At 73.2% G+C, this 25862-nt stretch carries 35 protein-coding genes; 3 read left to right on the top strand and 32 right to left on the bottom strand.

What is annotated here, in order from left to right:
- Positions 1-320: 320 nt before the first annotated feature.
- Entirely contained in the window at positions 321-1073 is a 753-nt protein-coding gene (locus K1J57_RS32590) for a nuclease-related domain-containing protein (protein WP_220566047.1), read from the top strand.
- 153 nt (positions 1074-1226) lie between these two features.
- On the opposite strand, the gene K1J57_RS32585 is transcribed toward K1J57_RS32590, so the two are convergent.
- The 10 genes from K1J57_RS32585 to K1J57_RS32540 form a co-directional block, all read right to left on the bottom strand.
- Positions 1227-1592, bottom strand: a complete 366-nt coding sequence (locus K1J57_RS32585; RefSeq protein ID WP_220566046.1) for a hypothetical protein — start codon at positions 1590-1592, stop codon at positions 1227-1229.
- A gap of 329 nt (positions 1593-1921) precedes the next feature.
- Positions 1922-2443, bottom strand: a complete 522-nt coding sequence (locus K1J57_RS32580; RefSeq protein ID WP_220566045.1) for a hypothetical protein — start codon at positions 2441-2443, stop codon at positions 1922-1924.
- Between the two features lie 285 nt (positions 2444-2728).
- Positions 2729-3235: a hypothetical protein gene (locus K1J57_RS32575; RefSeq protein WP_220566044.1), complete on the bottom strand. Its 507-nt coding sequence runs from the start codon at positions 3233-3235 to the stop codon at positions 2729-2731.
- A gap of 255 nt (positions 3236-3490) precedes the next feature.
- Positions 3491-3925: a hypothetical protein gene (locus tag K1J57_RS32570; protein ID WP_220566043.1), complete on the bottom strand. Its 435-nt coding sequence runs from the start codon at positions 3923-3925 to the stop codon at positions 3491-3493.
- Positions 3926-4276: 351 nt separating this feature from the next.
- Complete coding sequence (locus K1J57_RS32565) at positions 4277-4732, bottom strand: CCDC34 family protein (RefSeq protein ID WP_220566042.1); 456 nt, start codon at positions 4730-4732, stop codon at positions 4277-4279.
- Positions 4733-4838: 106 nt separating this feature from the next.
- On the bottom strand, positions 4839-5039 hold the full coding sequence (locus K1J57_RS32560) for a hypothetical protein (protein WP_220566041.1): 201 nt from the start codon (positions 5037-5039) through the stop codon (positions 4839-4841).
- 282 nt (positions 5040-5321) lie between these two features.
- Positions 5322-5840: a hypothetical protein gene (locus K1J57_RS32555; RefSeq protein WP_220566040.1), complete on the bottom strand. Its 519-nt coding sequence runs from the start codon at positions 5838-5840 to the stop codon at positions 5322-5324.
- Positions 5841-6053: 213 nt separating this feature from the next.
- The gene (locus K1J57_RS32550; protein WP_220566039.1) at positions 6054-6359 is read right to left on the bottom strand and encodes a hypothetical protein; all 306 of its coding nucleotides are present in this window, start codon (positions 6357-6359) and stop codon (positions 6054-6056) included.
- Positions 6360-6679: 320 nt separating this feature from the next.
- Entirely contained in the window at positions 6680-6967 is a 288-nt protein-coding gene (locus K1J57_RS32545) for a hypothetical protein (protein WP_220566038.1), read from the bottom strand.
- A gap of 202 nt (positions 6968-7169) precedes the next feature.
- Complete coding sequence (locus K1J57_RS32540; protein ID WP_220566037.1) at positions 7170-7376, bottom strand: hypothetical protein; 207 nt, start codon at positions 7374-7376, stop codon at positions 7170-7172.
- A 319-nt stretch (positions 7377-7695) separates the two neighbouring features.
- On the opposite strand from K1J57_RS32540, the gene K1J57_RS32535 reads away from it, so the two are divergent.
- Together K1J57_RS32535 and K1J57_RS32530 are read left to right on the top strand one after the other, a co-directional pair.
- The gene (locus K1J57_RS32535) at positions 7696-7947 is read left to right on the top strand and encodes a hypothetical protein (protein WP_220566036.1); all 252 of its coding nucleotides are present in this window, start codon (positions 7696-7698) and stop codon (positions 7945-7947) included.
- Positions 7944-8348 carry a hypothetical protein gene (locus K1J57_RS32530; protein ID WP_220566035.1) on the top strand — a complete coding sequence of 135 codons (405 nt, stop codon included), beginning with the start codon at positions 7944-7946 and terminating at the stop codon, positions 8346-8348. Before K1J57_RS32535 ends, K1J57_RS32530 begins: the two co-directional genes overlap by 4 nt.
- A gap of 178 nt (positions 8349-8526) precedes the next feature.
- Here the strand turns inward: K1J57_RS32530 and K1J57_RS32525 are convergent, their stop codons facing one another.
- The 22 genes from K1J57_RS32525 to K1J57_RS32420 all read right to left on the bottom strand — a co-directional run bounded on the left by K1J57_RS32525 (position 8527) and on the right by K1J57_RS32420 (position 25717).
- The gene (locus K1J57_RS32525; RefSeq protein WP_220566034.1) at positions 8527-9240 is read right to left on the bottom strand and encodes a hypothetical protein; all 714 of its coding nucleotides are present in this window, start codon (positions 9238-9240) and stop codon (positions 8527-8529) included.
- Positions 9241-9344: 104 nt separating this feature from the next.
- Positions 9345-9788 (bottom strand): hypothetical protein, encoded by a 444-nt coding sequence (locus K1J57_RS32520; protein ID WP_220566033.1) that lies wholly within the window; start codon positions 9786-9788, stop codon positions 9345-9347.
- Positions 9789-10076: 288 nt separating this feature from the next.
- Entirely contained in the window at positions 10077-10880 is an 804-nt protein-coding gene (locus tag K1J57_RS32515) for a hypothetical protein (protein WP_220566032.1), read from the bottom strand.
- 96 nt (positions 10881-10976) lie between these two features.
- Positions 10977-11393 carry a hypothetical protein gene (locus tag K1J57_RS32510; RefSeq protein ID WP_220566031.1) on the bottom strand — a complete coding sequence of 139 codons (417 nt, stop codon included), beginning with the start codon at positions 11391-11393 and terminating at the stop codon, positions 10977-10979.
- Between the two features lie 257 nt (positions 11394-11650).
- Positions 11651-12073 (bottom strand): hypothetical protein, encoded by a 423-nt coding sequence (locus K1J57_RS32505; protein ID WP_220566030.1) that lies wholly within the window; start codon positions 12071-12073, stop codon positions 11651-11653.
- A gap of 333 nt (positions 12074-12406) precedes the next feature.
- Complete coding sequence (locus K1J57_RS32500; protein ID WP_220566029.1) at positions 12407-12958, bottom strand: hypothetical protein; 552 nt, start codon at positions 12956-12958, stop codon at positions 12407-12409.
- Positions 12959-13283: 325 nt separating this feature from the next.
- Positions 13284-13820 (bottom strand): hypothetical protein, encoded by a 537-nt coding sequence (locus tag K1J57_RS32495; protein ID WP_220566028.1) that lies wholly within the window; start codon positions 13818-13820, stop codon positions 13284-13286.
- A 99-nt stretch (positions 13821-13919) separates the two neighbouring features.
- Positions 13920-14255, bottom strand: coding sequence for a hypothetical protein (locus K1J57_RS32490; RefSeq protein WP_220566027.1), 336 nt, complete (start codon positions 14253-14255; stop codon positions 13920-13922).
- Positions 14256-14454: 199 nt separating this feature from the next.
- Positions 14455-14748 (bottom strand): hypothetical protein, encoded by a 294-nt coding sequence (locus tag K1J57_RS32485; RefSeq protein ID WP_220566026.1) that lies wholly within the window; start codon positions 14746-14748, stop codon positions 14455-14457.
- A 301-nt stretch (positions 14749-15049) separates the two neighbouring features.
- Positions 15050-15880 (bottom strand): hypothetical protein, encoded by an 831-nt coding sequence (locus K1J57_RS32480; protein ID WP_220566025.1) that lies wholly within the window; start codon positions 15878-15880, stop codon positions 15050-15052.
- 198 nt (positions 15881-16078) lie between these two features.
- Positions 16079-16519 (bottom strand): hypothetical protein, encoded by a 441-nt coding sequence (locus K1J57_RS32475; protein WP_220566024.1) that lies wholly within the window; start codon positions 16517-16519, stop codon positions 16079-16081.
- Positions 16520-16736: 217 nt separating this feature from the next.
- Complete coding sequence (locus K1J57_RS32470; RefSeq protein ID WP_220566023.1) at positions 16737-17174, bottom strand: hypothetical protein; 438 nt, start codon at positions 17172-17174, stop codon at positions 16737-16739.
- A gap of 170 nt (positions 17175-17344) precedes the next feature.
- A complete protein-coding gene (locus K1J57_RS32465) occupies positions 17345-17530 on the bottom strand; it encodes a hypothetical protein (protein WP_220566022.1) in 186 nt (61 codons plus the stop codon).
- Positions 17531-17775: 245 nt separating this feature from the next.
- Positions 17776-18771, bottom strand: coding sequence for a DUF3560 domain-containing protein (locus K1J57_RS32460; RefSeq protein ID WP_220566021.1), 996 nt, complete (start codon positions 18769-18771; stop codon positions 17776-17778).
- A 172-nt stretch (positions 18772-18943) separates the two neighbouring features.
- Complete coding sequence (locus tag K1J57_RS32455) at positions 18944-19345, bottom strand: hypothetical protein (RefSeq protein WP_220566020.1); 402 nt, start codon at positions 19343-19345, stop codon at positions 18944-18946.
- A 167-nt stretch (positions 19346-19512) separates the two neighbouring features.
- A complete protein-coding gene (locus tag K1J57_RS32450) occupies positions 19513-20142 on the bottom strand; it encodes a hypothetical protein (RefSeq protein ID WP_220566019.1) in 630 nt (209 codons plus the stop codon).
- Between the two features lie 220 nt (positions 20143-20362).
- Positions 20363-20983: a hypothetical protein gene (locus tag K1J57_RS32445; protein WP_220566018.1), complete on the bottom strand. Its 621-nt coding sequence runs from the start codon at positions 20981-20983 to the stop codon at positions 20363-20365.
- 370 nt (positions 20984-21353) lie between these two features.
- Complete coding sequence (locus K1J57_RS32440) at positions 21354-22025, bottom strand: hypothetical protein (protein ID WP_220566017.1); 672 nt, start codon at positions 22023-22025, stop codon at positions 21354-21356.
- Positions 22018-22902 carry a 3'-5' exonuclease gene (locus K1J57_RS32435; RefSeq protein ID WP_220566016.1) on the bottom strand — a complete coding sequence of 295 codons (885 nt, stop codon included), beginning with the start codon at positions 22900-22902 and terminating at the stop codon, positions 22018-22020. Before K1J57_RS32435 ends, K1J57_RS32440 begins: the two co-directional genes overlap by 8 nt.
- A gap of 15 nt (positions 22903-22917) precedes the next feature.
- Positions 22918-23526: a hypothetical protein gene (locus K1J57_RS32430; protein ID WP_220566015.1), complete on the bottom strand. Its 609-nt coding sequence runs from the start codon at positions 23524-23526 to the stop codon at positions 22918-22920.
- Positions 23523-23870, bottom strand: a complete 348-nt coding sequence (locus K1J57_RS32425) for a hypothetical protein (RefSeq protein ID WP_220566014.1) — start codon at positions 23868-23870, stop codon at positions 23523-23525. Before K1J57_RS32425 ends, K1J57_RS32430 begins: the two co-directional genes overlap by 4 nt.
- Positions 23867-25717: a DUF6884 domain-containing protein gene (locus tag K1J57_RS32420; protein WP_220566013.1), complete on the bottom strand. Its 1851-nt coding sequence runs from the start codon at positions 25715-25717 to the stop codon at positions 23867-23869. The genes K1J57_RS32425 and K1J57_RS32420 overlap by 4 nt, the downstream gene beginning before the upstream one ends.
- Between the last annotated feature and the right edge of the window lie 145 nt (positions 25718-25862).

Genomic DNA, 25862 nt, shown 5'->3' with positions numbered 1-25862 from the left:
GGCTCTGTAGTCCTTCCTGCTGGCCTTTCAGGTAAGGTCATCCGCTGTGGTTCGCGCACGGCGCCGAAGGCGCCACGCGCGAAAGGGCCCCGCCGAAGGCGGGGCCTAATTTTTTCGCGAATACTGTTACCGGGTCTGCCGTTTCGGGCGGGGAGCGGCGGGGACCCTGTTACCCGCACTGGGCAACCCTCTCTCCCCGTGCGCGTCGGGGCCTGCGACCCACTGTGCGCAAAGCCTAGGACAGGTTCCGCATTCTCAGCTGTTACCGGGGCGGCTTGTGCTTACATGGGCGCACCGACTACCACGCGCGAGGAATAGCGATGACAGACACCGGCCGTTCCGAAACCTCCTACCGTGACGCTTCCGCTGGGGCCTCGGCCCGTGCCATGGCGCGCGAAATCGCGCGCTCCGAACGGGGTCCGCTGCTGGTGAAATCCGGAGTGGCCGGTCTCGCCCTGGGCCTGGCCGGTGGGGTAGCGCTCGGCTGGGGTGTGGGCCTCGCGCTCGGGCTCGTCCTGGCGCTCGCCGTGGGGCTCGCCCTGCGGGCCCGGGGCCGGGCGTCCTACTGGCGTCGTGGTGCGCTGGGGGAGCGGCGCACTGGGCGTCGCCTCGATCGCCTGCGTCGGCGCGGCTGCGTCGTCCTGCATGATCTGGCTGTACCGGGTTCGCGTGCGAACATCGACCATGTGGTAATCGGCCCATTCGGCGTCGGGGTGGTCGACAGCAAGCAGCGGCGCGGTCATGTGCGTTTCGATGGTCGGGGACATCTGCGCATTGGGAATACCGGGGCCCCGTTGCTGGTCAAATCGGTGAAGTGGGAATCAGGGAAAGTCGACTCCGTGCTTTCGGTGGAGTTGGGGCGGCGCGTTCCTGTGCTGCCCGTGCTAGCTGTGCACGTGTCGCGCTCGCGCTTTCCGCAATGGCGAGAATTCGAGTGCCTCGGGGTACCGATCATGGCGGCCAATAACACCGGTCGGTGGCTCATGTCGCGCCAACGGGCGCTCTCCGCTAGTGAGGTGGCCGTGGTCGCTGATGCGGTGCGCGCGCGTTTCACTCCACACGGGCAACGGTGACTGGCGCTTGGCTCGCGACGTCGGCCGTCGCGAGCGGAGCGGCTGGCGCTTCGCTCGCGACGGCCGACGTCGCTATCGGGATGGCTCGTGGTTGAACCGAAACCGGTGGGGCCCGTGCTGAGTCGCTCGGCACGGGCCCCGTGTGCGTGGGGGTCAGGCTGCGAGTCCGAGAAGTGCGGCGCGGACTTCCTGGTACTCGAACTTACGGGGCTTGTAGGCGCGCAGGCCGTCCATGACCTGACGGCGGGTGTACCGCGTGCACGGGCGGCGTCGGGAGTCGGTGAGGGATCGGGCGGCGTACCCGGGGACGCCGGGGGTGGTGATCCGCTTGCGCAGAGTGGACGCCATGCCGATGGCGGTGGGCGTGTCGACGCCCATGGCGTAAAGGTGGCTCGCCACGGTGTGAAGGTCGGTCCGGTAGGCCCTGCGGGCGGCCGCGCGTTCGGCGACCTGGGCGCGGCGCTTGGCGCGGCGGTCGAGTCGGTTGGCCTTGGCCTGGGCGACGGTGATGTGGGCCATGGGAACGCTCCTTGGTCGATTCGGTGTCGGTCTGGTGGGAGTGGGCTCCTCCCGACCGCTTGCTTTAATATTACCCCATACGGGGGGCGCGAGGGTCTGACACGGACCCTTTCGAGATCACGAAATGATAACGAGATCGGGTGTGCTGCGGGGGTCGCCGGCACGGGCGTTCTCCTGCCTGCCGGCGACCCTGGGGCGCTTGCGGTGCGCGACTGCGCCGCCGAGTCGGCCGACTTCGCCGCCAACACGGACGGGGCCCGTGCCGAGTCGCTCGGCACGGGCCCGTGTGCGCTGTTCCGGGGCCCGGTCGGGTCGGGCCCCGGCTGGCGTCAGCCGGTGATGGTCCACACGCTGAGCGCTCGGCGAAGGTGCACCACTTCCGCGCTGGTGGTGGGTGCGGACGGGTAGGCCGCGCGGTAGGCCGTCATGGCGTCCTCGACGCGCCGGTACTCGCGCGCGTAGGCCCTCGTCCCCTGGAAGGTGTTCCAGGGGAAGTGGACGTCATGGTCAAGGTCGGTGAGTGCGGCGAAGGCGGCCGCGACCTCGTCGGCCTCGGCGTTGAACACGACGGGGACGACAAGGTCGGCGTGGGCTGCGATGACGGCGGAGTCCTGGGCGTCGATGATGTCGCGCGGGGAGGACTCGAAGTTGGCCCAGTAGCCGCGCTCCTCCCGGCGCAGCATCTCGGTGGCCACGGTCAGCCGGTCGGCCTCCCCCGAGGCGATCGCCTCGAAGTAGCGGGTTACGCGGTATCGCAGGTCCATGCACGATTCGTCGTGGAGGTCGCTGTAGCTGCCGGTGTCGGCCTCGCGGGTCCAGCGGAGAACGCGGGTGCTCGTGGCGGTCGTCATGGTGTGTCTCCTTGGGTTGATGCGGTTTCGGTCCGGCGGTGGGGAGTGGGCCCTCCCCGACTGCTTGCTTTAATATTACCCCACATGGGGGGCGGGGGAACCGGGAACGGCCCCTTTCGGGATCACGAACCGGTAACGAGATCGGGGGCGGTCTCGGCGTTCCCGGCGTGGCCCCGGGGACTCGGGACCGGGTAGGGCGCCACTCGGCGACCGAGTCGGCCGACTCCACCCCGAACGCGCGGGGCCCCGTGGCGGACGTCCTGCACGGGGCCCCGTGGGGGAGGGTCAGCCCTCCAGGGTGGCGCTCACGCGCCGGTAGACGACCTCCTCCCAACCGCCGGTGCGTCCGACCGGAAAGGCGCTGACGGCCTCCTCGGGGACCCCGGCGCGCACGACCACGGGGCCCGAGCGGGTGCGCAGGATGTCACCGGTGCGGACCTCCCAGGGGGTGACGCACTCCCATCGGTAGAGGGAGCCGTCTTCCTCCCTGTGGGCGAACCGGTCGATGACGCTCACCTCGGCGTGAGGGCGGCCCTGGTAGCCGATCACTCCGGGCTTGGGCCACTCGTCGGTGACCTGGTAACCGGCCCTGTGGGCGAGATCGCCCACGCGGGCGGCCAGCTGGGCCGCCTCGGTCCAGTCGGCGACCGGCTCCCCCCACACGTGCTGGGCGGTGGTGGTGGCCTCGGAGCGGGCGACTCGGACGCCCGCGAGTGCGGCGATGGCGGGGAGGCCGCCGCGGGCGGCAGCGGCCAGCAGGGCGGCGGTGGTGATCTCGGTGGTGGTCGTCATGGTGCGTCTCCTTCGGTTGATGCGGTTTCGGTCCGGTGGTGGGGAGTGGGCCCTCCCCGACCTCGCGCTTTAATATTACCCCACACAAGGAGGCGGGGAAGCCGGGAGCGGGGCTTTCGGCATTACGGAACGGTAACGAGACCCCCGACCGTTTGCTTGAGCGGAGAGGCAGCAGGGGCACACCCGGTCGCTCGGCGTGGCCTGCGCTGCATCGGTGCGGCCAGTGGGGGCGGGATCGCCGCCCCCACCAGCGGCCTACAGGTCGGCCAGAGTGAGGCGGTCGGCCTCTCGGCGCAGGTTCTGGATGTCCTGACGCCACCGGGTGAACACAAGGGGGCTGACAGGCAGACCACTGGCCTCGTCCACGCGCTCGGGGGGCGTCTGCTCCAACCGGTCAGCGGCGCGGCGCATCGTGGCCTTGGCGGCGCGCAGCTGGCCACGGGTGGGGCCGCTGGGCTCGAACGTGGCGCCCGGCGCGGCGGCGGTCCAGACGCGCAAGCATGCCTTGCAGTCCTCGCCCTGGGGGCGGTGCTCCATGGTCGGGTAGTGGCTCTGGGCGACCCGGCGGCCGCACAAGGTGCGCTTGCCCAGCCAACCGGCCAGGTGGACCCGGACGCCGTGTCGCCCGGCCTCGGCCCACGTGGTGCGGCCGAACTCGGCGCGGAGGGTGGTGGTGGTCTGGGCGGTCATGTCGCGTCCTTCCGGTTGATCGGGTGTCGGTCCGGTGGGGGTGGGCTCCCCCGACCTCTTGCTTTAATATTACCTCACACAAGGGGCGGGGGAGCCCTTTGCGGGGCCTTTTCTGGTCACGGAATGATAACGACCCTGGGGGCTGTGGCGGGCCGCCGGCAACGGGGGACCGGTCCGGCCGGCCTCCTGCGGCTGCGCGGGCTCCTGGGCGCGGGCCCGGGGGTGACTCCGGACCGAGTGGGGCGCCACTCAGCGACCGAGTCGGCCGACTCCGCCGCGGGGCCCGTGCCGAGTCGCTCGGCACGGGCCCCGGGGCGGCTGGGGCCCGGTGCGGTCCGGGCCCCGGGGCGCTCACGTGCGGGGGCGGTCGGCTCGGAAGCGCAGGCGCGCGGTGACGCGTCCGGCGTGGTCGAGTGCGCGGTAGTCGGCGCGGGCCTCGCGCGCGTCCATGGCCACCCATTCGGCGTGGCGCTCGTTGCGGCGGTTCCTGATCCGGGCCAGTCGCTGCCGGGTCTCCTCGGCGGTGAGTTCGCCGCTGCGCTCTGCGGCGTAGGCGCGCTCTCGGGCCTGCGCGTACCACACGTCATAGGGGCGCTCGGGGGTGTGTGCGGCGATGATCGCGCGCGCCACCTGTCCGATGCAGTGGCGGAGACGGAACCGGCGGATGAGGCGGGCTGCGCTGTGGGTGTTCATCGCCTCGGCGCGCCCGTGGGCCTGGTCGACGGCCAAAAAGCGGCGGGCCGCGACTGCGTCGGCGCTGGTGGAGCGCGCCACGATTCCGGGAATCCGGGTGTCGATGATGTTCACTGCGGGCCTTCCGTGTGCTGGGTGTCGGTCCGGCGTCGGGGTGGGCTCCCCGGGCCGCGTGTTGGGGTGCGGGTCGCCGCCCCGCCCGGGGCGGCGACCCTGGGGGCTAGTAGGCGCCGTGGGTGAGGTAGTCGGCGAGTTCGGCGGTGTTCTGGGTGCGCAGGGCGCGGCGGGTGGCGCGGTGGTAGTCCTTCTTGACCCCCCGCATGCTCACGCCGCGACGGTTGTTGCGGACGCCGGTCTTGTTGCCGAGGTCCCAGCTGTCGGCGGTGCGGAGCATCTTGGTCAGGGGCTCGGTGGCGAACATCGCGCGTGCCTTTCGGTCGATCCGGTGTCGGTCCGGCGGTGGGGACTGGGCTCTTCCCGACCGCTTGCTTTAATATTACCCCACACAAGGGGCGGGGGAGCCCTTTGCGGGGCCTTTTCTGGTCACGGAATGATAACGACCCTGGGGGCTGTGGCGGGCCGCCGGCAACGGGGGACCGGTCCGGCCGGCCTCCTGCGGTTGCTGCTGCGCGGACGCCGAAGGGCCCGCGCGGGACGGCGCGGGCCCGGGGCCAGGGCCCCGCCCGGGGGCGGGGCCACGCGGTCAGTCCTGGTCCTCGTTGATCTGGGTGAGGACCTGGTCAACGTGGCGCTGGAGGACGCGCCGTGCCATCTCGGGGTCCCGGTAGGCGCTGGCCAGGGTGTCCAGAACGCGGCCGTAGCCGATCAGGAATCCGGCGTAGGCGCGAAACTCCATGGCCTGCGCGCGCTCCAGGTCGGAGCGCACGCGGGCCTTGTCGGCGTCCATGACGCCGGGCTCGGTGTGGCGGACGCTGCGGGCCGGGAGGGGCTCGACGTGGCAGAGCTGGCGGGCGAGTTCCCGACTCTGCTCGTAGTGCTGGTGTTCGATGGCGCGCAGCAGGGCTCCGAGCCTGGCGCGCTCCTGCTCTCCGGCGTGGCGTCGGCATTCGTTGATCTCGGCGCGCAGGCGGTCGGGGTCGGTGACCCGGCCGCTGCTGGCGAAGGAGTAGAGCGCGCTGGCCTGGCCTCCGTGCCAGTCGGCGGCGATGGAGCGGGCTTCGTCCATGTCGGGCGTGTACATCCGGTACTTCTCGGTGGTCACTGTCGTGCCTTTCGGTCGATCCGGCATCGGTCCTGCGGTGGGGAGTGGACTCCCCCCGACCGCTTGCTTTAATAATACCCCACACAGGGGGCGAGAGAACCCCTTGCGGGGCTTTTCATGGTTACGGAATGGTAACGGGATCGGGGCTGACCTTGGCCTTTCCGCTGCGGGCCCCGGAGCGCCTGCGGGTGCGGCGCCCCAGGGGGGAGCGGTTCAAGCCGCGCGTGTCGCGAGGATCACCGCGCGCAAGAGAACCTCAAGTTTCCCGCCGGGCATGGCGGTGGTCGTGCGCCCGTCGGACAGGTCGGCGCGGGCGGCGTCCGTGCTCGTGCGCTCCTCGCCGAACTTCCACGAGATCATGCCCTGGTAGTGCGGGTTCTCGCTGTACCCGATCGCCTGGTATCGGGTGTCGTCTCCGCTGCGGGCTCGGAGGACAACGTGTTCCGCGGTCGCCTCGGCGACGTCCACGGTCCAGGTGCGACCCTCGTAGGTGGTGGTGAAGGGGCTGGGGGCGCTCATCGCAGGTCCTTTCGGTTGGTGCGGTGTCGGTCCGGCGGTGGGGAGTGGACCCTCCCCGACTGCTTGCTTTAATATTACCCCACATGGGGGGCGGGAGAACCGGGAACGGCCCCCTTCGAGATCACGAACCGGCAACGAGATCGGAGGTTCTCCGGTGGGGGCCGGCGCCGGTAGCCTCCTGCGCGCCGGCCTCCTCCGGCTCCGCGGGCTGCACTCGGCTCCGAGTAGGGCGCCACTCGGTGGCCGAGTCGACCGACTCCAGCGCGAACACGGGCAGGGCCCCGCACCGGCGGTCCGGCGCGGGGCCCCTCGGGGCAAGGTCAGACCTCCGGTGCGGCGGTCCGGTGGTCTCGGGCGCGGGCTTCGGCGGTCAGGGCTCGGATCACCTGCCGGGAGCGCCGGGCGCGCTCGGGGTCCAGCGCTGCCAGGAAGCACAGGTCACGGGCGATGATCGCCGCTGCGTGGTGGATGAGTGCCTCTTTCAGCTCCTCGTCGGACATGGCGGGAACGCGGGGGTCGTACCTCAAGTGGTCCTCGGCCTCGTCCAAGGCTGCGGCGCGCAGTGCGGCGCAGATGCGGCGGTCCTGGGGGGTGATCGTGATCGTCACGGTGATGCCTTCCGGTGGTGCGGTCTCGGTTGGGCATCGCGCACGGGGTGGGGGTATGCTGTGCGTGATGCTGTCGGCCTTTCGGTTGACGGTGTCGGTCCGGCGTCCGGCCTGGGCACCCGCTTGCGGGAAGTGGCCGGACGCCTTTTTCGTGCCTGGGCCCCGGGGGCGCGGGGTTCGGCCGCGCCCCCGGGGGTGGGCGTCAGCCCTGGTCGGTGAGGCGCTCGTCCAGTCGGGCGACGCGCTCGACCAGGCCCCGGACCTGCACGCCCTGGGCGCTGAGGTTGACCAGCCCCAGAAGGGCGCCGTCGGCGTGCGCGCGCGCCTGGTCGTGGCGGCCCTCGGTGGCGGCCAGGAACCCGGCGGCGATGGTCCGGGCGGTGGCGTGGCGCAGGGTTTCGGTGTTCACTGTCGTGCCTTTCGGTCGATCGGGTGTCGGTCCGGCGGTGGGAGTGGGCCCTCCCTGACCGCCTGCTTTAATATTACCCCACGCAGGGGGCGGCGAACCCGGAAACGCCTCCTCTGCAAGTCACGGATCGGTAACACAATGGGGGTTGGCCTCGGCTTTCCCGGGACGGCGCCCGGGGGCGCCTCGGGCTCGGGGCGGTGTCGCCGTGCGGCCGAGTCGCTCACTGCGGCGCCCGGTTGCGGGGGCTCGCGCGCCGGGGGCTCGGGCCTCCTTCGGCGGATTCCTGGTGCGGTCGGCGACGGGCTCCTACACTGGGCGCATGGCTGACGCACACGGTGATCCGCGCGAGGAACTGCGCCTGCGCCTGGAAGCGGGGGAGGTGCCCCCTTCGGCTGCCGACCTGGCGCTGTCGGCGCTCGACCCTGCGGGGGACGCTGCGGCGCTGGATGCCGCCGAACAGCGGGGCACGCTGTCGCCTGAGGCGTCGGCGCGGGTGGTCGACTCCTGGGGTCTGGACGCCGAGATCTCCGAGATGATGGCTCGCCTGGGGCTAGAGACGTCCGCTCGGTGATCGGGGGCCGCGTCCTGGACGTCTCGGCGCTGGTGGACTACGGCACGGGCCGGGTGTACGTGCGGGCGCTGGTCGGCGCTGCGGTGCGCTCGGGCGGGCTGGTCCTGGCCGTGCCCGCGGCCGCGCTGGTGGCCGCGCGCGGGCGGCTCTCCGAGAGCGGCCGCGCGGCGCTGGATGAACTCGTGCGCCTGGCGCCCGTCGTGGTGGTGGAACTGACCTTCGAGGTCGCCGCGCGCGCCGGTGACCTGCTGGCGCGGGCCCGCCAACGCCCGACCGGTGATGTCACCTCGGCTGCGCAGGTGGCCCTGACCTCGCGTGTGCGGGCCTGGCCGGTGGTCACCTCCGAACCGGGGCCGCTGCTGGCGCTCGACGGCGCGCTAGAGATCGACGCTCTTCCCTGACCTGCCGGGCCCGAGCCACAGCACAGCAACCCGCGCGTGTCGGCACCGGGCGTGGCCGGCACGCCACCCACGCCGGCCACAGGGCGCCGGCGACCCCCCTTCTTCGGTGAAACGAGATCGCCGATCACCCTGTCGGGGTGACCGGCGACCGGTGCGGCGGGGCTGCGGGCCCCAGGGGTCAGCGCACGATGACGGTGACGGCGAACCCGTCCCATCCGGCGTCCACGCGCTCGACCTGGTGGCCGAGCCTGGTCAGGACCTCGGCGAGATACTTGGCGGTGACCTCGGCCGTCACGGGGTCGCTGGCGTACAGGTCACGGATGATCGCCCGGCCGGTCTCGGGGAGCTGCTCGACCACCACGCTGTATGGGTTGGCGTGGGGGTCGGCGGCGTCGGCGGCCACCCCCCATCCGGCGGCCGTGAGCTGGTCGCCGATCTCGCACAGCGGGGTCAGGTCCATGGCCTCTCCGGCGCGGCTGAGCTGCATGCGGGTGGTGCTCCGGGGCGTGTACAGGTCCTCGGGGTCGTACCCGTCCGCCTCGGCCGCGTGGAGCACGTCGGCCAGGGCCCGGGCGACGGCGTCGGGCTCGGCGTCCTCGGTGTCGGCCAGGATCGCCCGGACGGCGTCCAGGTGCTCGGCGGGGGCCTGGGCTCCGGCCAGGGCCTCGACGCTGTAGGGGTGGGTCAGGGTGCCGCTGATGAACTCCAGTTGCTGGGCCTCCAGCAGGGCGACGGCGTCGCGCCACACCTGGTCCGGGACGCCGAGCATGGCGCGGCCGACGGCCTGCGTGTAGCGGTCGAACCGGGGGCGGTGGGTGTCGGTCCCCTCGATGAGTGCGCGGCCGGTGGCCACGCGTTCGGGGACGTCGATGGTCTGGGCGGTGTCGTTCACGGTGTCCTCATCTGGTGTGCGTGTGTGCGGTGTCGGGTGGGGCGGGGGGTGGGGACCCCCGCCCCGGGGGGCGCCCCGGGCCCGTCCGGGCCCGGGGCGGCGGGTCAGCACCAGTTGTGGGCCCTCATCACTGCGGCGATGACCGCGCGGGCGGGGCCGCACTGGAAGTCCTCGATGCGGGTGGCGGAGCGGAACCACGCGAGTTCCGCGGCGCGGGCCTCCGCGTGGCGGGCCGTCAGCTCCGCCGTGTAGACGTGGTTCGCCGCGTGGACCGAGGGGGCCTTGACCTCGGTCAGGTCGGCGATGGGGGTCAGCGCCCCGAGGATCTGGACCGTGGTCATGCGCTGGGCGTCGGCCGCGCACCGGCGGGCGTACTCGTGGCGGATGAGCCCGACGGCCAGATGGTCCGATTCGGTCCACTGGGCGGTGGGGAGCTTGTCGGCCAGGGCCTCCAGCCGGGCGGTGGAGAACCCGGCCAGCAGCCCTTCCCGGGCGACCAGGTCCAGGGCCTGCTGGAACCGGTCAACGGCTGCGGTGGTGGTGGTCATGGTGTCTCCTTCGGTCGATCGGGTGTCGGTCCGGCGGCGGGGAGCGGGCCCTCCCCGACTGCATGCTTTAATATTACCCCACACGGGGGGGCGGGGAAACCGGGACGGCCCCTTTCGGGATCACGGAACGGTAACGAGATCGGCGTCGGCGTCGGCGTCGGCCTTCCCGGCGCGGCGCCCCGCCCGGACCCGAGTAGGGCGCCACCGGGGGACCGAGTCGGCCGACTCCACCGCGAACGCGGCGGGGCCCGCACCGACGGACGGTGCGGGCCCCGGGCACGGTCGGCGTCAGCGCTTCACCGGCTGCTGTAGATCCACGAACGGCTCGTGGGCGTCAAAGGCCGCCTCCGGGTCGTTCCCGAGCCCCTGGAGCGCGTGCATGGCGCTCGCCAGGATGTCCAGGTAGAGCGCGCGGACGCGCTCGGCCTCGTGGGCGTCGGCGGGCTCGGTGGCGGGTCGGCCGGACCGGCCCAGCTGCTGCCGGGCGCGGCGCACGAACACCGCGTTCGCGACGGGCTCGGCGCCCTGGTCCTCGTCGTCGTGGGCGTTCTGCTCCTCCTCGAACTGCTGGCGGGCGTCGTCGGCCAGAAGTTCGGCGTCCTCGCCGTACCAGGCAACGGCACGGCAGTAGGCGCTCAAGGCGATCTTGTTCAGGTGGGGGAAGTCCACGTCCTCGCCGGGGGCCAGACCGAGCGCCCGGGCGAGCGCGCGGGCGTCGGCGCTGCGCTGGGCGGGGGAGACCGGGGCCGGGGGGCTCACCTGGGCGGTGACCTCCTCGACCAGGCAGGCCAGGTTCTCGGCCCTCTCCAGGGGGTCTCCGGGCGTGGTCGCGTACACGGTGACCGTGTCCTCGGGCAGGTCCTGGCGCGGGTCGGCGGGGTCGTACCCCAGCGGGTAGCGGCAGGCCGTGATCCCCAAGGTGTCGGTGCACGCCTCGTCCAGCGGGCCGGTGATGAGCACTACGCCCGTCTCGGGAGCGCCGACCATGACGGCGGGCTCCTTGAACAGGTCGATGTGCCGGACGGGCAGACCGGCGGCCTCAAGGGCTGCGGTGAGCACCTGGCGCAGGGTGTTCGTGGTGTTCGGGTTCACGGTGTCCTCGTTTCGTGTGTCGTGTCGGGTGGGGCGGGGGGTGGGGACCCCCGCCCCGGGGGGTGCCCCGGGCCCGTCCGGGCCCGGGGCGGCGGGTCAGCCCTGGACGGTCTCGGCGTCCGGGTGGATCTCGATGTGCTCCACGCGGGCCCAGGGGTACAGGGGCTCGTGGCTGTCCTCCTGCTCCACTCCCAGGGACAGGGCCTCGATGGCCATGCGCAGGACGGTGTCCAGGTGGGCGCGGTCCATGCGGCCTCCGGCGAAGGACACCACGCGCAGGCGCACGGTCGCGCGGGTGACGTCGGCGGCCTCGGCCTCCTCGGCCTCCTCCAAGAGGTGGCGCTGCGTGCTGTCCAGGACGGCGCCGGGGTTGATCCCGGCCTGCGCGGCGACGTGCAGCACGTCGGTGATCAGGTCGGTCAGCAGTTCGTGGCCGGGGCGGGTGTCGTTGTCGGCGGCGTAGGCGGTCAGGGCCGCCCGGGCGCGGTCCTGGCCGGTGGTGTGCTCGCTCATGGGGTGCCTTTCGGTTGATTCGGTGTCGGTCCGGCGGGAGGTGGGCTCCTCCCGACCGCTTGCTTTAATATTACCACATCCGGGGGGGCGGCGAAGCGGGGAACGGGGCCTTTTGAGATCACGGAAAGGCAACGGGGCCGAGTGGGCTGCGGCGCGGCGCCGGCGTCGGCCGTACCGCGCCCGCCGGCGTCACCCGGCCCCGTCCGGCTCATGGAGGGGCCGCCCCCGGGGGTCCGGGGGTGGCCCCTCCGCAGGCCCTAGCGCAGGACCTGGGCGTAGCGCTCGGTGACCTCCGTGCAGAACCGGTCACGGTCGCCGTCTTCGGTGATCAGGTCGATCGCGGCCTCCTCGGCCTCCTCGGCGTCCTGGGCCCTCACCGTGACCTCGTACTTGACCTCCTCGGTGACCCGCACCCTGAAAGGCCGCCGGGTCGCCTCCAGCCGCTCGTACTCGGCAATCTCCTCCGGGGTCGCCCGGCGGAAGCCTTCGAGCTGCTGGGCCAGCGCGCGGCACGCGGTCTCCTCGAGGCCGGTCGTGACCCCGTCCCACGACGTGAGGGTGATGCCGGTGCCGAAGCGGTCGTACACGCCCGCCCGGTAGACGATCACGCCGTTTCGCCCCTCGTGGGCCACGAACCCGCTGTCCCGGATGGCGGACAGGATGTGGTCGACGTCGCTCATGTCGCTTCCCTTTCGTTGATGTGGTGTCGGTCCGGCGGCGGGGAGTGGGCCCTCCCCGATCGCTTGCTTTAATATTACCCCACTCAGGGGAGCGGGGGGCCGGAAACGGGACCTCCGCGCATCACGGAACGGCAACGAGATCGGGGGCGGCGCGGCGCTCGGGAACCCTCGCCTGCGGGGCCTCCCCGAGAGCCCCGGCCGCACGTTCTGCGGCGGGCGCCGAACCGTTGGCATCCGGGCGGCTCCGGTGCACTCGCCGACCGGCGCGCGCGGGTCCTCGCAGCTCCGTACCGGCGGGCCGGGCGGGCCTCACGGCCCGCCCGGCCTCGCGGCCTACCCCATGGTCCGGCGGACGGCGGCTATGACCACCTGGGATGGCCCGCGGCGGCACTCCTCGTCCGTCTGGTCCTCGGCCTGGTCCCACTCCTCGTGCGCCTGCTCCGCCTCGGGGTGGCGGTCGCACAGTTCGGCCAGGTAGACCAAGCGGCGCGCGTTGTCCTGCCCGCTGTCGTGGCGGGACTCGTCGGCGATGGCCTCCAACGCCTCCAGGATCGCCGGGGTCGACATGGCGCGGACCCCGGGGGTCACGCGGTCCCTCACCACGTCGTGGTACGCCTGGGACATCGCCCACAGCGAGTTGCGCGACTCGCGCCGGGCCTCGACATAGACCACGTCCAGGACCGCGGCCGCGCAGCCCAGGGGCAGGATCCGGGCCTCCTGGGCGAAGCGGCGCCCCAGTTCCTCGCCCAGCGCAGCGCGGATGGGTGCGTCTTCGGGCCGGGTGAGCTGGTAGTCCAGCGCCAGCGCCAAGCGGGCGGAGGGGAGTTCGGCCAGCAGGCCGAGTTCCCGGAGTCGCTCCATCAGGTTTCGGTGTTCGCTGTGCATGCGTTCGTCCTCTCGGTCGGTGCGGTATCGGTCCGGCGTCGGGGAGCGGGCCCTCTCCGATCGCTTGCTTTAATATTACCCCACACGGGGGGATGGGGGGACCGGAAACGGGGCCCCCGCGCATCACGGAACGGTCACGGAATCCGAGCGGCACGGCGGGCCGCCGGCACCAGTGGCCGCGCCGCCGCCGGCATCGCCCGGCGGCGCAAGGTGGCGCAGGGCGGCGCCCGGCTCCGCCTGCGACGACTCCAGGGCCCCACCGGACGACCGGTGGGGCCCTGTCGGCCCCGGGGCCGAGCGCAGGCGGTCGGCGGGCGCCTCGGCGCTAGCGCGCGATCTCGCGCTCAACGGCCTGGCAGACGGCGGCGGCCCGGTCGCGCAGGGGAGTGGCCTCGGACTGGCCCTCGGACTCGCTGAGGCCCGCTTCGTGGCGGAGAGTGAGCAGCGACACCAGGGCACTGCGGCGCAGGGCGTCGGCGGCCGTGATCTCCTCGCGGTAGTCCTCGGGCCGGTCGAACGCGGCCGCGGGGTCGCGGTAGTCGGTCAGCGGCGCCAGTTCCTCCAGGATCGCCGCGGTGTCCATCTGCTGGGCCCGGCTGAAATGGCGCCTCTCCAGGACCCCGGCGGCCGCGCTCGCGGCCGGGGTGTCCCGGGGGTCGTAGCGCAGGGGGTCGGGGCGCTGGGCGCTCTGGGCCTGGATGACCTCGATGAGTTCGGCGTCCGTGCGGCCCGACAGTGCGGCGTCCGCGGTCTCGCACGCCTGCATGTGCGCGTGGAATCGGTCGTCGGGGTCCTCAATCGCCTTGATCACGTCGGCGCGCCGGTTGATCTGCTCGGTGAGCTGGCGCAGGTCCTCGTTCATGGTGTCCTCATCTGGTGTGCGTGTGTGCGTGTGTGCGGTGTCGGGTGGGGCGGGGGGTGGGGACCCCCGCCCCGGGTCGGGGCCAGAGCCTGGGCGGCCCTACGGTGCGACCTTGACCAGGGCGCCGTAGGTGACCCGGGTCGGCCTCCTGCGGATGGGGCACCCGGCCTGGAGGATCGTGAACCCCTGGGCCTCCAGGGTCTCGGCGACCCGGCGGCCGATGGTGCTCGCCCGGTCGTAGGCCGCTTCGCACGCCTGGGTGTCGTCGGCGTCGGCGTCCTGTCCGGTCCAGGTGAAGAGGACGGCGCCTTCCAGGGGCAGGGGGCCGACGGATACGCCCTTCATGACGATGCCGGGCAGTGCGCGGGTCACGGCTTTCATCACCCACTTGGCCGCGGCGTCCTCGTCCAGCCGGTCGCGTTCGGGGTCGGTCATGGTGTCCTCGTCTGGTGTGCGTGTGCGGTGTCGGTCGGGGGCGGGGCCCGCCCCGGGGCCTGTTCTGCCGGTGCTCGCGCAGGGCGGACCGGCGCGTCCAGGGGCTCGGGTGCCGACCCGGTCCAGGGCCGGGGCCGGGGCGGCGGCCCGGGGGCCGTGCCGGGCCGCTGGGGCCCGGCACGGGCTCGGGAGGCCGGGGCTACGCGGTCCCGCGGGCCGGGTAGCCGCAACCCTCCTGGAGGAGGTGCCAGGACTCGGGGTCGCGCGGGCACGCGCAGGTCTGGGCGAGGGGCTCGGCCTGGGGCTCCTGCTCGCCGCGGTAGTGGCCCGCGTAGACGTAGATCTCGGTGTCGAGGCAGTAGCTGGTGTTGATCGCCTCCCGGACGGCCGCGTCATAGTCGGCGAACGACAGGCGGGTACCGATCGGGGGGTACGGCTCGGGCAGGAACTCCAGAACCGTGTACTTGACGCTCTCACCGGGCTTGACGGCCATGTCGCTTCCCTTTCGCTGGTCGGGTATCGGTCCGGCGGCGGGAAGTGGACCCTTCCCGATCGCTTGCTTTAATATTACCCCACATGGGGGGTGGGGGGACCGGAAACAGGGCCTCCGCGCATCACGGAACGGTCACGGAATCCGAGCGGTGCGGCGGGCCGCCGGCACCGGCGGCCGCGTCCCCGCCGGCCCTGCTCCGAGCCGGCCGCCCCGACCGCGGACGCGGCAGGGGCCCACACCGAACCGCTCGGCGCGGGCCCCTGACCTGCCGGCGCCGACCCGGGCGGGGGCCGGCGCGCAATCAGCCGCGGGACTTGGGGGGCTTGCCGACCCGGCGCGGCAAGCCGTTGAGGAAGGCGGCGATTTCGCGCGCGTCGAACAACCCGTCCGCGCCGCGGACGGGCGCCTTGGGCTTGGCGTCCTCGCCTTGCCAGCGGGGGTTGTTGATGGCCTTGCTGACCGTGGAACGGTCCCGGCCGGTGCGGTCACAGAACGCTTTCACGGTGATGCGCTCCCCCTCCCCGAACTGGCCGGGGTCCACCGCGGCGACGTGGCTGGCCGCGACCTGGGTGACCCGCCATGCCTCCAGTTCCGCCAGCGAGTACAGGCCGGGGCCCGGATAGCGCAGGTCGGCCAGGAACGCGGCGAGTTCCTGCGCGTCGAAACGGTTGCGGCCGTCGGTCTCGGGGGCCTGGTTGGCGTGGGCGGCGACCGATCGCTTGACGGTCGTCGCCGCCATACCGGTGCGCTTGGCGTACGTCTCGCGGCCCACACGCTCGCCGGGGGCGAACTCCTCGGCCGCGACGGCCTGGGCGTCGCGCGCGCCCTTCACGACGCGCAGGCCGACGGTGCGGCGCGGGGGGAAGGTCTCGCGCGTGCTGGCCAGCACCTCGGCCGTGTTGGGCTGGATGCCGTGGGTGGGCCCCCACTCGGCCAGGATCGCCGGGTCCGGGGGCGTGGCGGGGTCGGCGGCCTGGGCGGGGTCGAGCCCGCGCTCGGTGAGCCAGGCGGCCAGGGCGGCGCGGTGCGCTGCGGAGTCGGTGGCGATGGCCTCGGCCTGGGCGTCGTCGTGGCCGGCGTCGCGGGCCCATCGGCGCAGGGCCTCGCGGTCGTCCTGGGTGTGCTCGGTCATGGTCTGGCTCCTCGTGGGCGGCCGCGGGCCGGCGGGCCGCGGCTGGTCGTATTCTGGTGGCTGGCATGGTGAATCACGCGTGATCTGCCGTGTCGGGTGGGCGCCCGACCGTGGGGCCCGGCTCTGCCGGGAAATGGTGGGGCGCCCGTTTGCGTGCTCGGGGTGCCGACCGGGCGCGGGCCCGGTCGGCTCGGGGTCCTACCGGTCCAGGACGGCCCGGACGGCGTCGATGATGCGCCCGGCGGGTCCGGCCTCGAATTCGGGGCTGTACTCGCTCACGGTGTCGGCCCACGCGCGCTCAGCGGCCCGGGCCTCGGGGTGGCGGACGGTCAGGGCGTACACGTAGAGGTTGTACAGAACCCCCGTGGACTCGCTCCGGTGGGTGCCCACGTCGGCGATGGGGGCCAGGGCCTCGATGATGGCCGTGGAGTCCATCGCCTGGACGCCCTCGTCGTAGCGGCGGCCCAGCTCGGTTTTCAGGGCGCCGAACACGAGGTCCCGGGTCTGGGCTTCCTGCTCGTCGGCGACCTTCATCACCTCGACCTCGTCCAGGAGTTCGGCCACCTGCGTCGTGGGCAGGCGGGCGAGAGTCCCGGACTCCTCGACCCACTGCATGAACCTGGTGGTGTTGATGAACACGGTGCTTCCTTCCGGTCGGTCCGGTGTCGGTCCGGCGGCGGGGGACGGGCCTCCCCCGATCGCTTACTTTATTATTACCCCACATTGGGGTATGGCGCAACTCCGTCCGCGGGCCGGCGAGCCGGCGGGCCGGCGCACGGCAGAGGCCGCCGCCCCCGGCTGGGGCGGCGGCCTCTTCCTGTGGCCCTGCTCGAACCAGGTGAGAGCAGGGCGCCGATCACCGATCGTACTTGTGGGGCCGCTGGGTGCGGTCCCTCTCCATGCCGTACAACTCGACCGCGGCTCGGAGGTAGTAGTCCCCCCGGCCGGTCTTCACCACGGGGGTGGGCGCGCCGGGGTCCCGGCGCGGGGAGTCCTCGCCCAGCAGCTGCGAGACACGCCCGGCGCTCATGTCCCCCAGGATCTTCCCGGCCTCGGCGGCGCCGACGACCGGCAGCGGGTCGGGGTGCATGATGCGGCGCCGGGTCTCGGCGTCGGTGGCCACCTCCAGGGCCTCCACGTGCGCGCCGGTGGCCCCGGCCTCCTCCAGCGCGCGCAGGGCGCGGGCCCGGGCCTGGTCGGCGGCCTCGACCGGGTCGGCGGTCTCCGCGCGGGTCTGCGCGATGAGCACGCCGTCCGCGCTGCGGTAGACGACGGCCGATCCGGCGGTGCGCAAGATCTCGGCGCGCGCGTTTTCGGCCTCGCCGTCAGCGGGCCGGTCAATTCCCGCTATGCGGATAGAGACATTCCACATGAGATACTCCCTGTGTTCTCGGTATTCTTCTTTTTTGGGAATGCGATTGATCGCCGGGCGGGGCCGCCCCTGGCTGGGGCGGCCCCTCCTGATCACTCCTCGGGGAAGATCAGGCCGTTACCCCGCAGGGTGTTGAGCATGACCAGCAGCTCCATGGCCGTCACGGGGGTCTCATCGAAGAAGATGGCGACGCCCGCGCGGCGGAAGCTCCACCGGCCGTTCTCGTCCTGGCAGACCTGGTACCCCTGCCGGACGGCGGCGGCGATGAGCTGATCCATGCGGCGATCAATCTCGCTCGTCACTGTCCTTTTCACCTCCCTTCTTTTTGGTGTACCACCATCATAGCACAGATTGTAAAGCAGCTATACCATATGAAGGGTGTTTTTTGTGGTGCGCGTCACCTCGGGGTGGGGCGCGGCAGGCTCGGGCGCTCTGCCCTGTTCGCCGCCTCGGGCCCGCCCACCACCGAACACGCGAAAGCCCGCGCCGGATCCTCTCCGGCGCGGGCTCGCGGGCGGGGCGGCTACTCCTCAGGCTCGGCGGTGGCGGCCAGCAGCGGGGCGGCCTCCGCGGCGCTCATCCGGCCCGTGACCTTGTCGTAGGGCACCTTGTCGGTGTACGCGCCCATGCGCCTGCCCTGGGCGCGCTCCTTGCTCATGATGGGCTCACCGATCCCGGTGTGACTGTGGGGGATCGTCAACGTCTTTTCGTTGACGCGCAGCACCTCCCACCACGTTCTGTGGAAGCGGACGTAGTCGCCCTTGGTGAAGTCCTCCCTGCTCCAGACCTTGGCGCCGTTGGCCTCGGCCTCGGCCACGAACGCCCGCCAGTACGCCAACTGCTCGTCGGTCTCGGCGAGATCGGCCGCGCGGCGCTCCCGGTAACCCTCGTCAGCGGTCGCTGCCATGTCGCGTTCGATGCGGCGCCGGTCGGCCTCCAGCTTCTCGATGCGGCGCAGGGTCACGCCGAGGTTCTCGCGGCCGGAGCGGTAGCCCTGGGCCGCCTGGGCGCGCCCCTGCCAGTAGCGGCCGCGTCCGGCCTCCTGGGCGGACTTGTCGAACTTGCGGCCGATGCGCTCGCGCTCGCGCCGGTCGCGCTGCTCGCTGTGGTGGTTGATCAGGATCGGCTGACCGAACGGGATGGCGCTCGCGCGCTCCTTGGCGTCGGCCTCCAGGGCCCGGGCGTGGCCGGTGGCGCGCTCGGCGCGCTCGGCGTAGCGGTCGGCGCGGTCCTGGGCGCGCTCGTAGCCGGCGGCCTCGTGCTCGGCGAACGGGGTCGCGGCCGGGGTGGTGTCGTCGATGGTGACGGTCACCTCGTGGCCGGCCTCGCGCAGCTGCTCGGCGGCGGCGTTGATGATCCACGTCTTGGCGGCCCTGCGGCGCGAGTGGGGCACGTACCAGGCGTCCAGGGTGCGGGAGAAGCGGAACCCTGCCGCGTGCAGGATGGGGCCGGTTCCGTCGCCCTTGGCGGTGCCCGCGACCAGGGTCCCCTGTTCGCGGTCGTGGTTGATCTCGATCACGGGTGCGGCTTCTTCCTTCGTGTGGGCGGTGCGGGGGGAGGGTGTCGGTCTCCCCTGCCGCGCTTTCAATATGAATATATCAGTAGTTGGGGGGTGTTCGGGCCCGACCACCGGCGACAACACGAGAGCCCGCACCGGATCCTCTCCGGTGCGGGCCCACGGGAGCGAGGGGCTACCGCACTGCGCGCAGGTGCCCTCCGGGGCGGCGCAGGCGGGAGCGCAGCGCCTCGCACGCGGCCTCGGTGGCGGTTCCGGGGACCTCCCACGGGTGCCCGCTCTCCTGGGCGGGCTCGCGCAGGGTGGCGCTCTCGTAGGCCCGGACGAACCGCGCTTGCGCCTGGTCCGGGTCGATTCCGTCCATCTCCACCACGGGGTCACCGTGGACCTGGCCGTCGGGCTGCACGAGCATGACGAGGGTCTCGCCCTCGGGCGCGGCCTCGTGGCGCGCGGTGGAGACGATCCAGGTGCGGCCGTCGTCGGTGCGCAGCACGCGCCGCCGCGCACCGTTGGTGGCGGTGGCCTCTCCGAGAACGGTGACGCGGGGGGCGTGGGTGTCGGTGTCCTGGTGGCGCATGGCGTCGTCCTCCTTCGTGTGGGCGGTGCGGGGGGAGGGTGTCGGTCTCCCCGCCGCTCTTTCAATATGAGTATATCAGTAGTTGGGGGTGTTCGGGCCCCGGTCGGCGGTGACAACGCGTGGGCCCGCACCGGATCCTCTCCGGCGCGGGCCCACGGGAACGGGGGTCAGCCCCGGCGGGCGCGCCGGTGCTCCTCCCGGCGCTCGATCGCCTCGGGCATGTCGGCGTCGCGGGCCAGCGACCGGGCCTCGCGCCCGTCGTCCAGGTGGATGACGACCTGGGCGATGAGTTCGCGCGCCACGTCCGTGAAGCCCCCCGACTCCACGACGTCCACGCCGCCGTTGATCTGCTTCAACGCCTCGTTGAGCGCGCGGCTGCGCACGGATCGCTCCAGCCGCGACTCCAGGCGGTACCACGGGTCGCGCGGGTTCGTGGGGTACTTGATCGCGTTGTCGACGCACAGGAGGCCGAACGCCAGGGCCTTCGGCTGCCCGCCGAGGTAGAGGGCCTCCATGCGCCGCTCTTCGTTGATCAGGTCCAGGCGCAGGCGGTCGGCCTTCCCGAGCCTGCCCGGGGCCTCGAATCCGGTCTGGCGGTGGAGGCGCTGGGCCTCATCCCAGCCGCGTCCGGTGAGCCATTCGGGTTCCGTGCGCCCCTCGCCCTCGACCATGGGGTGGCGGAACGTCAGGCCCTGTTCCTCCAGTCCGGGGATGGGCTGGGGGACCTCGCCGAGCGGGTGGGTGGCTGCGGCCATCAGGGCGAAGGCCTGGGCGGTGCTGTAGGCCGGGTGCTGCATCGGGCTTTCCTCTCGTGTGGGCGGCGCGCAGGGGAGGGTGTCGGTCTCCCCCATCGCTCTTTCAATATGAGTATATCAGTAGTTGGGGGGTGTTCGGGCCCTGACCACCGGCGACAGCGCGCACCGGTGCCGCTCCGGCCTTCGCCGGCCCCGCCGGCCGGTCAGCGCCGGATCGCTGCACGGGGCCGGCGGCGAGTCGCTCGTGAGCGCCGCACGGCCCTCACCTGGCGCGGCGGCCCCGCCGTCCGGGCAGACGGTTGAACCACGCGGCGACCGCACGGGCGTCGTACAGCTCCTGGGCGTGGGGTTGCGTCACCGGTCCCGCCTCGACCGGCCCTGTGGCCTCGGTCGGTGGCGGGAACCCCTGGAAACCGCGGTACTGGTAGAGGTGTTCGGGGTGGTCCAGTCCACCGCGCACGGCGATGGCGTGCAGGGTGAGGTACTCGTCTTCCTCGAACAGGCCCGGGTCGATGCGCCGGTCCCGCGGTCGGGGATAAGCCTCCAGCTCGGCGAGGCTGTAGACGTTGGGCGTCTTCCCCCTGCGCGGGGTGGCCCATCGCGGCCCGAGCGCACACGGGTGCACGTTCCAGTCGGGCCGGCGCTGCCACGACTTGACGGTGACCGGGTTCTCTTCGATGAACCGCGCCCATTGGTCCAGCGTCACGGGGTCCTCGGGGAGATCGGCCAGGATGTCGTAACTCAGGTCCTGTTCGTCCAGCCAGCGCACCAGCGCCTCACCGTGGGCCTGGGGCCCGTGTGCGATCCGCCTGGGCTGGGGGAACCCGTTCAGCTGGGCCCATCGCAGCACGCCGGATGCGTCCCGCGGTCGTCGTACGGTCATGTCCTGGCTCCTCCTGCACGGTCGCCGGGCCGGCCGGCGAACGCCTGGTAATCTGCTCCGACCACACACACGAAGCCCTGGTCTGAGGCATGGCCTCCGGGTCGGCGCTTCCGGTGTGGGCGGAAAATCGGCGGCCGTGGGTGTCGGCCCGGTCTCTCGCGGACCGGGTTCCTCGGCCGCCACTTTCATGCCCGACAGGGCGGGCCGCCGAGACGGCCCCGGTCGGCCGCCGGGGAGCACACCCGTCTCCCCTCCCACGATTTCGATATGAATATATCGGTAGTTCGGGCGGGTTGCCGGCTGGCACGGGCCCGGGCGGGCCCCGGGCGCCGCCGGCCCCGTGCCAGGTGGTGCGGCCCCTGGGGCGTGTTCAGAACAGGGCGATCGTCTGGAACTCCTCAGGCGGCCGCCCGGCCTCGCTGGCGCGGCGCAGGGCGGCCTCGACGTCCGCGGCGGCCTGGAGGTCGTCGGGGACGGCTTCGCCGCGCTCGCGCAGGGCCTGGGCGCGCTCCTGGGCGGCCTGGGCGCGGCGGATGGCGTCGCGCAGGGCCTCGGCGCGGGCCGACTTGCGGCCGTTGCGGGTACGGGTGTCGTTGAGCGGGAACCGGTGTTTGCGCTGGTGGTAGGCCCGGACGTTGTCGCCTCGGCTCACCAGTTCCCAGTGGCGGGGATTCTGGCAACTGGGCTCGTCGCACGTGTGCCCCACCACCGGATCCGGCATGGCCGGGGTCGGTGTGATCAGCCGTTGTCGGTGGAGCTGGTAGCCGTAGACGTGGGCGGTGACCGTGCGCCCGGCGGCCGCCCCGCCCCCGGCGCGCCCGGCCTTCAGCTTCCCGTGGCCGGAGTCCGAGAGGGCCCCGGCCCAGAACCAGCATTGCGTCTCGCCTTGGCGGTAGGTGCTCGCCTGGTAGGCGGTGGCCGTCTCCTCGCACGCCAGCAAGGCGCGCCACATCTCGGCGTCCAGGCGGGCCGCGGAGCGTCGGCGCCGTGCGGGCTGCGGGCCCTGTGGGGGCAGGGGGGCGCTGGACAGGTCGTCATGCACGGGGCGTCCCCTCGGGGTGGGCGGCGAGTCGGCCGTAGGCCAGGTACCCGCGGCGTCCGGCGGCGGGCTCGTCCAGGTGCTCGACGTGGGCGCGGCCCTCGCGCAGGGCCTGGGCGACGGCCTCGACGTCGGCGCGGGTCCCCTCCAGGCGCACGCGGGCGCTGCGGGCGGGGGAGTGGGGGCGCGGGTGCGGCACGGGGCCGGGCCCGGCCTGCTCGGCGCTGCGCGCCATGTCGGCGAGCACGCGCACCACGGCGCGGCAGTCGCCGGCGGCGGTGTGGTCTGCTGCGCCGACGGCGGACAGCTTGTGCCACGTCCACGCGGCCCGGTCGGGGCACCACGTGCCGTGCCATGCGGCGTGTCGGCGCATGGCGCATTCCCACCGGGCTCGGGCGGCCCACGCCTCGCCGGCCTCGTCGTCGCCGAGGAGGCGTGCGTACTCCCCGGCCAGGACCCGCCGGTCGAACGGGGCGTTCCAGCAGATCACCCGGCGCCCGGCGACGGCCAGGGTCAGGGCGTCGGCGACGTCGGAAAACCGCGGCGCGTCGGCGAGCTGGGCGGCGGTGATGCCGTGGACGGCGGCAGCCTCGGCCTCGATGGGCACGTCGGGGTTGACGCGGGTGCGCAGCAGTTCGCGGCCGGTGATGTCGAGTACGGCGACCTCGACTACGCGGCCGCGCTCGGCCTTGGATGTGGTCTCGGTGTCCAGCACGACGGCGTTGGGGTCCCGGGTCAGGGCGGCGGCCCAACGGGCGGCCTCGGCCCGGGCGGCGGCGGCCTGTTCGGGGGAGGGGGCCACGGCGTCCTGGGCCGGGCGCGGTGCGGGTGCGGTGCGTGCTCGGGGGTGGGCCGCGCGGGCGCGGCGCGGGGGCGCCATGGGGGTCCTCTCGGGTCAGATCAGCGTGATGACGGTGGCCGCGGCCAGCAGCACCCCGGCCAGGGCCAGACCGGCGGCCGCCACGCGCTGGTGGCGGTGCTTGCGGGTCGCGATCGCGGCTTTGGCGGCGGCGCGCTCGGCGTGCCAGCGGACGGGGTCGGTGGCGGTGAACTCCTCGGCGAGCTGGGCGGCGGTGCGCCGGGCGTAGTGGGGGACGCCTCCGGTGCCTCCATGCCGGGGCCAGATGGCGGCGGCCAGGGTGACCAGGACGGCGGACAGGACCACGGCGGCCGCGCCCATGGCCACCTGAGCGGGGGCGGGGAACGCGCCGTCTCCGCTGGACAGACCGGCGCCGGCGGCCATGACGGTGAGCAGAACGCCCGCCATCCCGGCCATGGCGGCGTTGCTGGTGTCGGTGCGGGTCAGGTCGGCGACGGCGTCGGCGGCCGCGGCCTCGGCCAGGGCGATGGCCTCGACCGGGGTCCGCGGGGCGGGAACCGCGACAGGGGCCGGCGCGGGCTCGGGGGCGGGCTCGGCCGGCACCGGGGCGGGGTCGGCGGCGGGGGGCTGCTCGGCGTTGTCCTCCGGGGCGGGGGTCGTCCCGGTCTGCTCGGCCTGGGTCACCGGGGGCTCTCCTGGTCCTGGTCGACGTGGGCGCGCAACCGCGCGACCTGCGCGCTCAGCTGGGCGAATTCTCGGTCTCGGTCGGCCAACGCCTGTTCCAGGGCCTCGATGCGGTCGGCGAGCGCGTGCACGGTCTCGGCGTCCTGGGGCGGGGGCGCGTCGCGCAGGCGCTTGGCGTTGAACTTGTTGTGGACGGGATTGGCCGGCCACTCCGCGGGGCGGTCCGGGTCGGTGGGCTGGTTGCAGTACTTCGGGCGGCGCCCGGTGCCCGCGTAGGTGAGCGGGCGGTCGCATCCGGGGAACTCGCACACCTGGGCGGACGGCTGGGCGGGGGTGGTGCTCATACTGGGATCGCTTCTCGGGTCGTCGGCGGGGTCGATGACCTGATGATCCCAGCGAGACGGGCCCGCTGCTGGCCGATTCCGCGGGTACCGGCCAGCGGGGTGCGCGCACTGGGCCACACGGCGCGGGCGGCCTCGGCGTAGGCGCGCCCGGCCAGGATGACCACCTCCGGTGCGTCGGCGGCGCCGAGCGCGGCGGCCTGGGCGCGCAGTCGTTCGGCGCTCACGTCGCCGTGCTGGCCCATGCGGTGCTCGTAGGGGGACAGGACGGTGTACGGGCTGATCAGCCCGTGGCGGGCGGACAGGATCAGTACGCGGCCGCCCCGGGCGGTGAGCGCCTCGGCGGCACGGGCGCACATCCGGTGGTAGCTGCCGGTGTACAGCTCCCGCGCGGGCGCGGCCGCGGTGCCCTTGCGGGCGCTGCACGGGATGACGACCAGGGGCCCGGGGGCCTCCTGGGGTTCGAGGGAGGGGGCCGCGGGGGTTTCGGCGTCGAACAGGGTCGGCTGCTCGACGGCCGCAGGCCGACCCGGGCGGGGCTCGGATTCGGGGGCGGTGCGGCGGTGGCGCTGGGCGTGGTCCAGGTGGTCGGCCACGGTCCAGGCGCGGAACACCTCCACCAGGTCCAGGGCACGGTTCATGTCGCGGGTGCGCAGCTCGTCCAGGGCCGCACCGACCGGGCCGTACCACGTGCTCAGCGTGAGATCGGTGTTGGCCACTGTGTAGGTGCGGCCGCGGGCGTGGATGCGCGACGCGCACGGTCCGATGCTCACCAGCACCCCGCCCAGGATGCTGTGCCGGGCGCGGGTGCGCCATGGGTGGCTCTGGACCAGGTCCGCGTGCATGCCCGGGGCGACCATGCCGGGCTCCACGATCCCCAAGGGCTCGGGCACGCCCTCGGGCGGCGGCGGCACGTCCTCGGCGGTGATCAGGCGGATGGGGCCCAGCTTTTCCCACACGCGTCGGTGCAGGTCGCGGTTCCGCGCGGTGGTGCCCTCGGTGGCGGACTTGTCGGCGCGGTGGGGCTCGGGCGCGTCTTGGCGCTCGTGCTCGGCGGCCTCGTACTCGGCCAGGGCCGCATCCGTGTGCGCCTGCATGCGGGCGGTGCGGGTGCGGTTGGCCTCGGCCCACGCGCTTTCACGCTCGGGCTCGGGCTCGGTGTTGGCGGCGCGTGCGGGGAGGCGCTCCTGCTCGGTCGGCGCCATGTCGCGGCGCAGGGCACCGGCGAGGATCGCCGCGGCGGCGGTGGGGTCCTCCCACTGGGCCAGGTCCCATCCGGCGGCCGCGACGTGGGCGGCGGCCACGCGGTGGGCCTGGTAGGTCCAGGGGGCCGTCTCGTCCACGGGCCCGGTCTCCAGGGCCGCGCCGAACGCCAGCTGGCTGGCCAGGGCCTCCGCGAACTCGCGGCGCCAGCGGCGCAGCATGGCGGGCACCTCGGCCGGGGCGGCGTACTCCTGGCCTTCGGCGCTGTGGCGCAGCCAGGAACCGAACGTCTTCACGTGGGCGGTGGCGGCCTGCTCGATCGCGGCCAGGACACCGGGGAGGGCGGCGGCCATGCGGGCGACGTCGTCGGCGTCGCCGACCAGGTCGACCTGGGTGGGGTGCTCACCTTCGTGCAGGTACAGGGTGTTCTTCCCGCGCCTCCACTCCTCCAGCCGGGCGCGGCGGGCGCGCACTCCGTAGGCGGTGGCCAGGGACAGGACGGCGCGGCGGCGGGGGGCCTCCCGGCGGCCGCGGGGACTGACCTCGACGGTCAGGCGTGCGGTGGGTGTGGTGTGGGCGCCGTACTCCCACAGGGCCAGGGGGCCGGCGGGGGCGGCGAGCGGAGCGGTGTCGGTCTGTTCGGGCATGCCTCCAGCCTAGCCGTTTAGTTTCGTTTAGTCAAAACTAAACCAAAAAAGGGGAGCATCCTTCCGCCAGAACCCCCGCTGATCAGAGTGGACACCAAGTCAATTGTGAGGTAATATTAAAGCACTAGGTCGGAGAGCCCACTCC

The organism is Nocardiopsis sp. MT53 (assembly GCF_019598965.1).
GTDB lineage: Bacteria > Actinomycetota > Actinomycetes > Streptosporangiales > Streptosporangiaceae > Nocardiopsis > Nocardiopsis changdeensis.
This window is presented reverse-complemented; position numbering and strand designations above follow the sequence as displayed.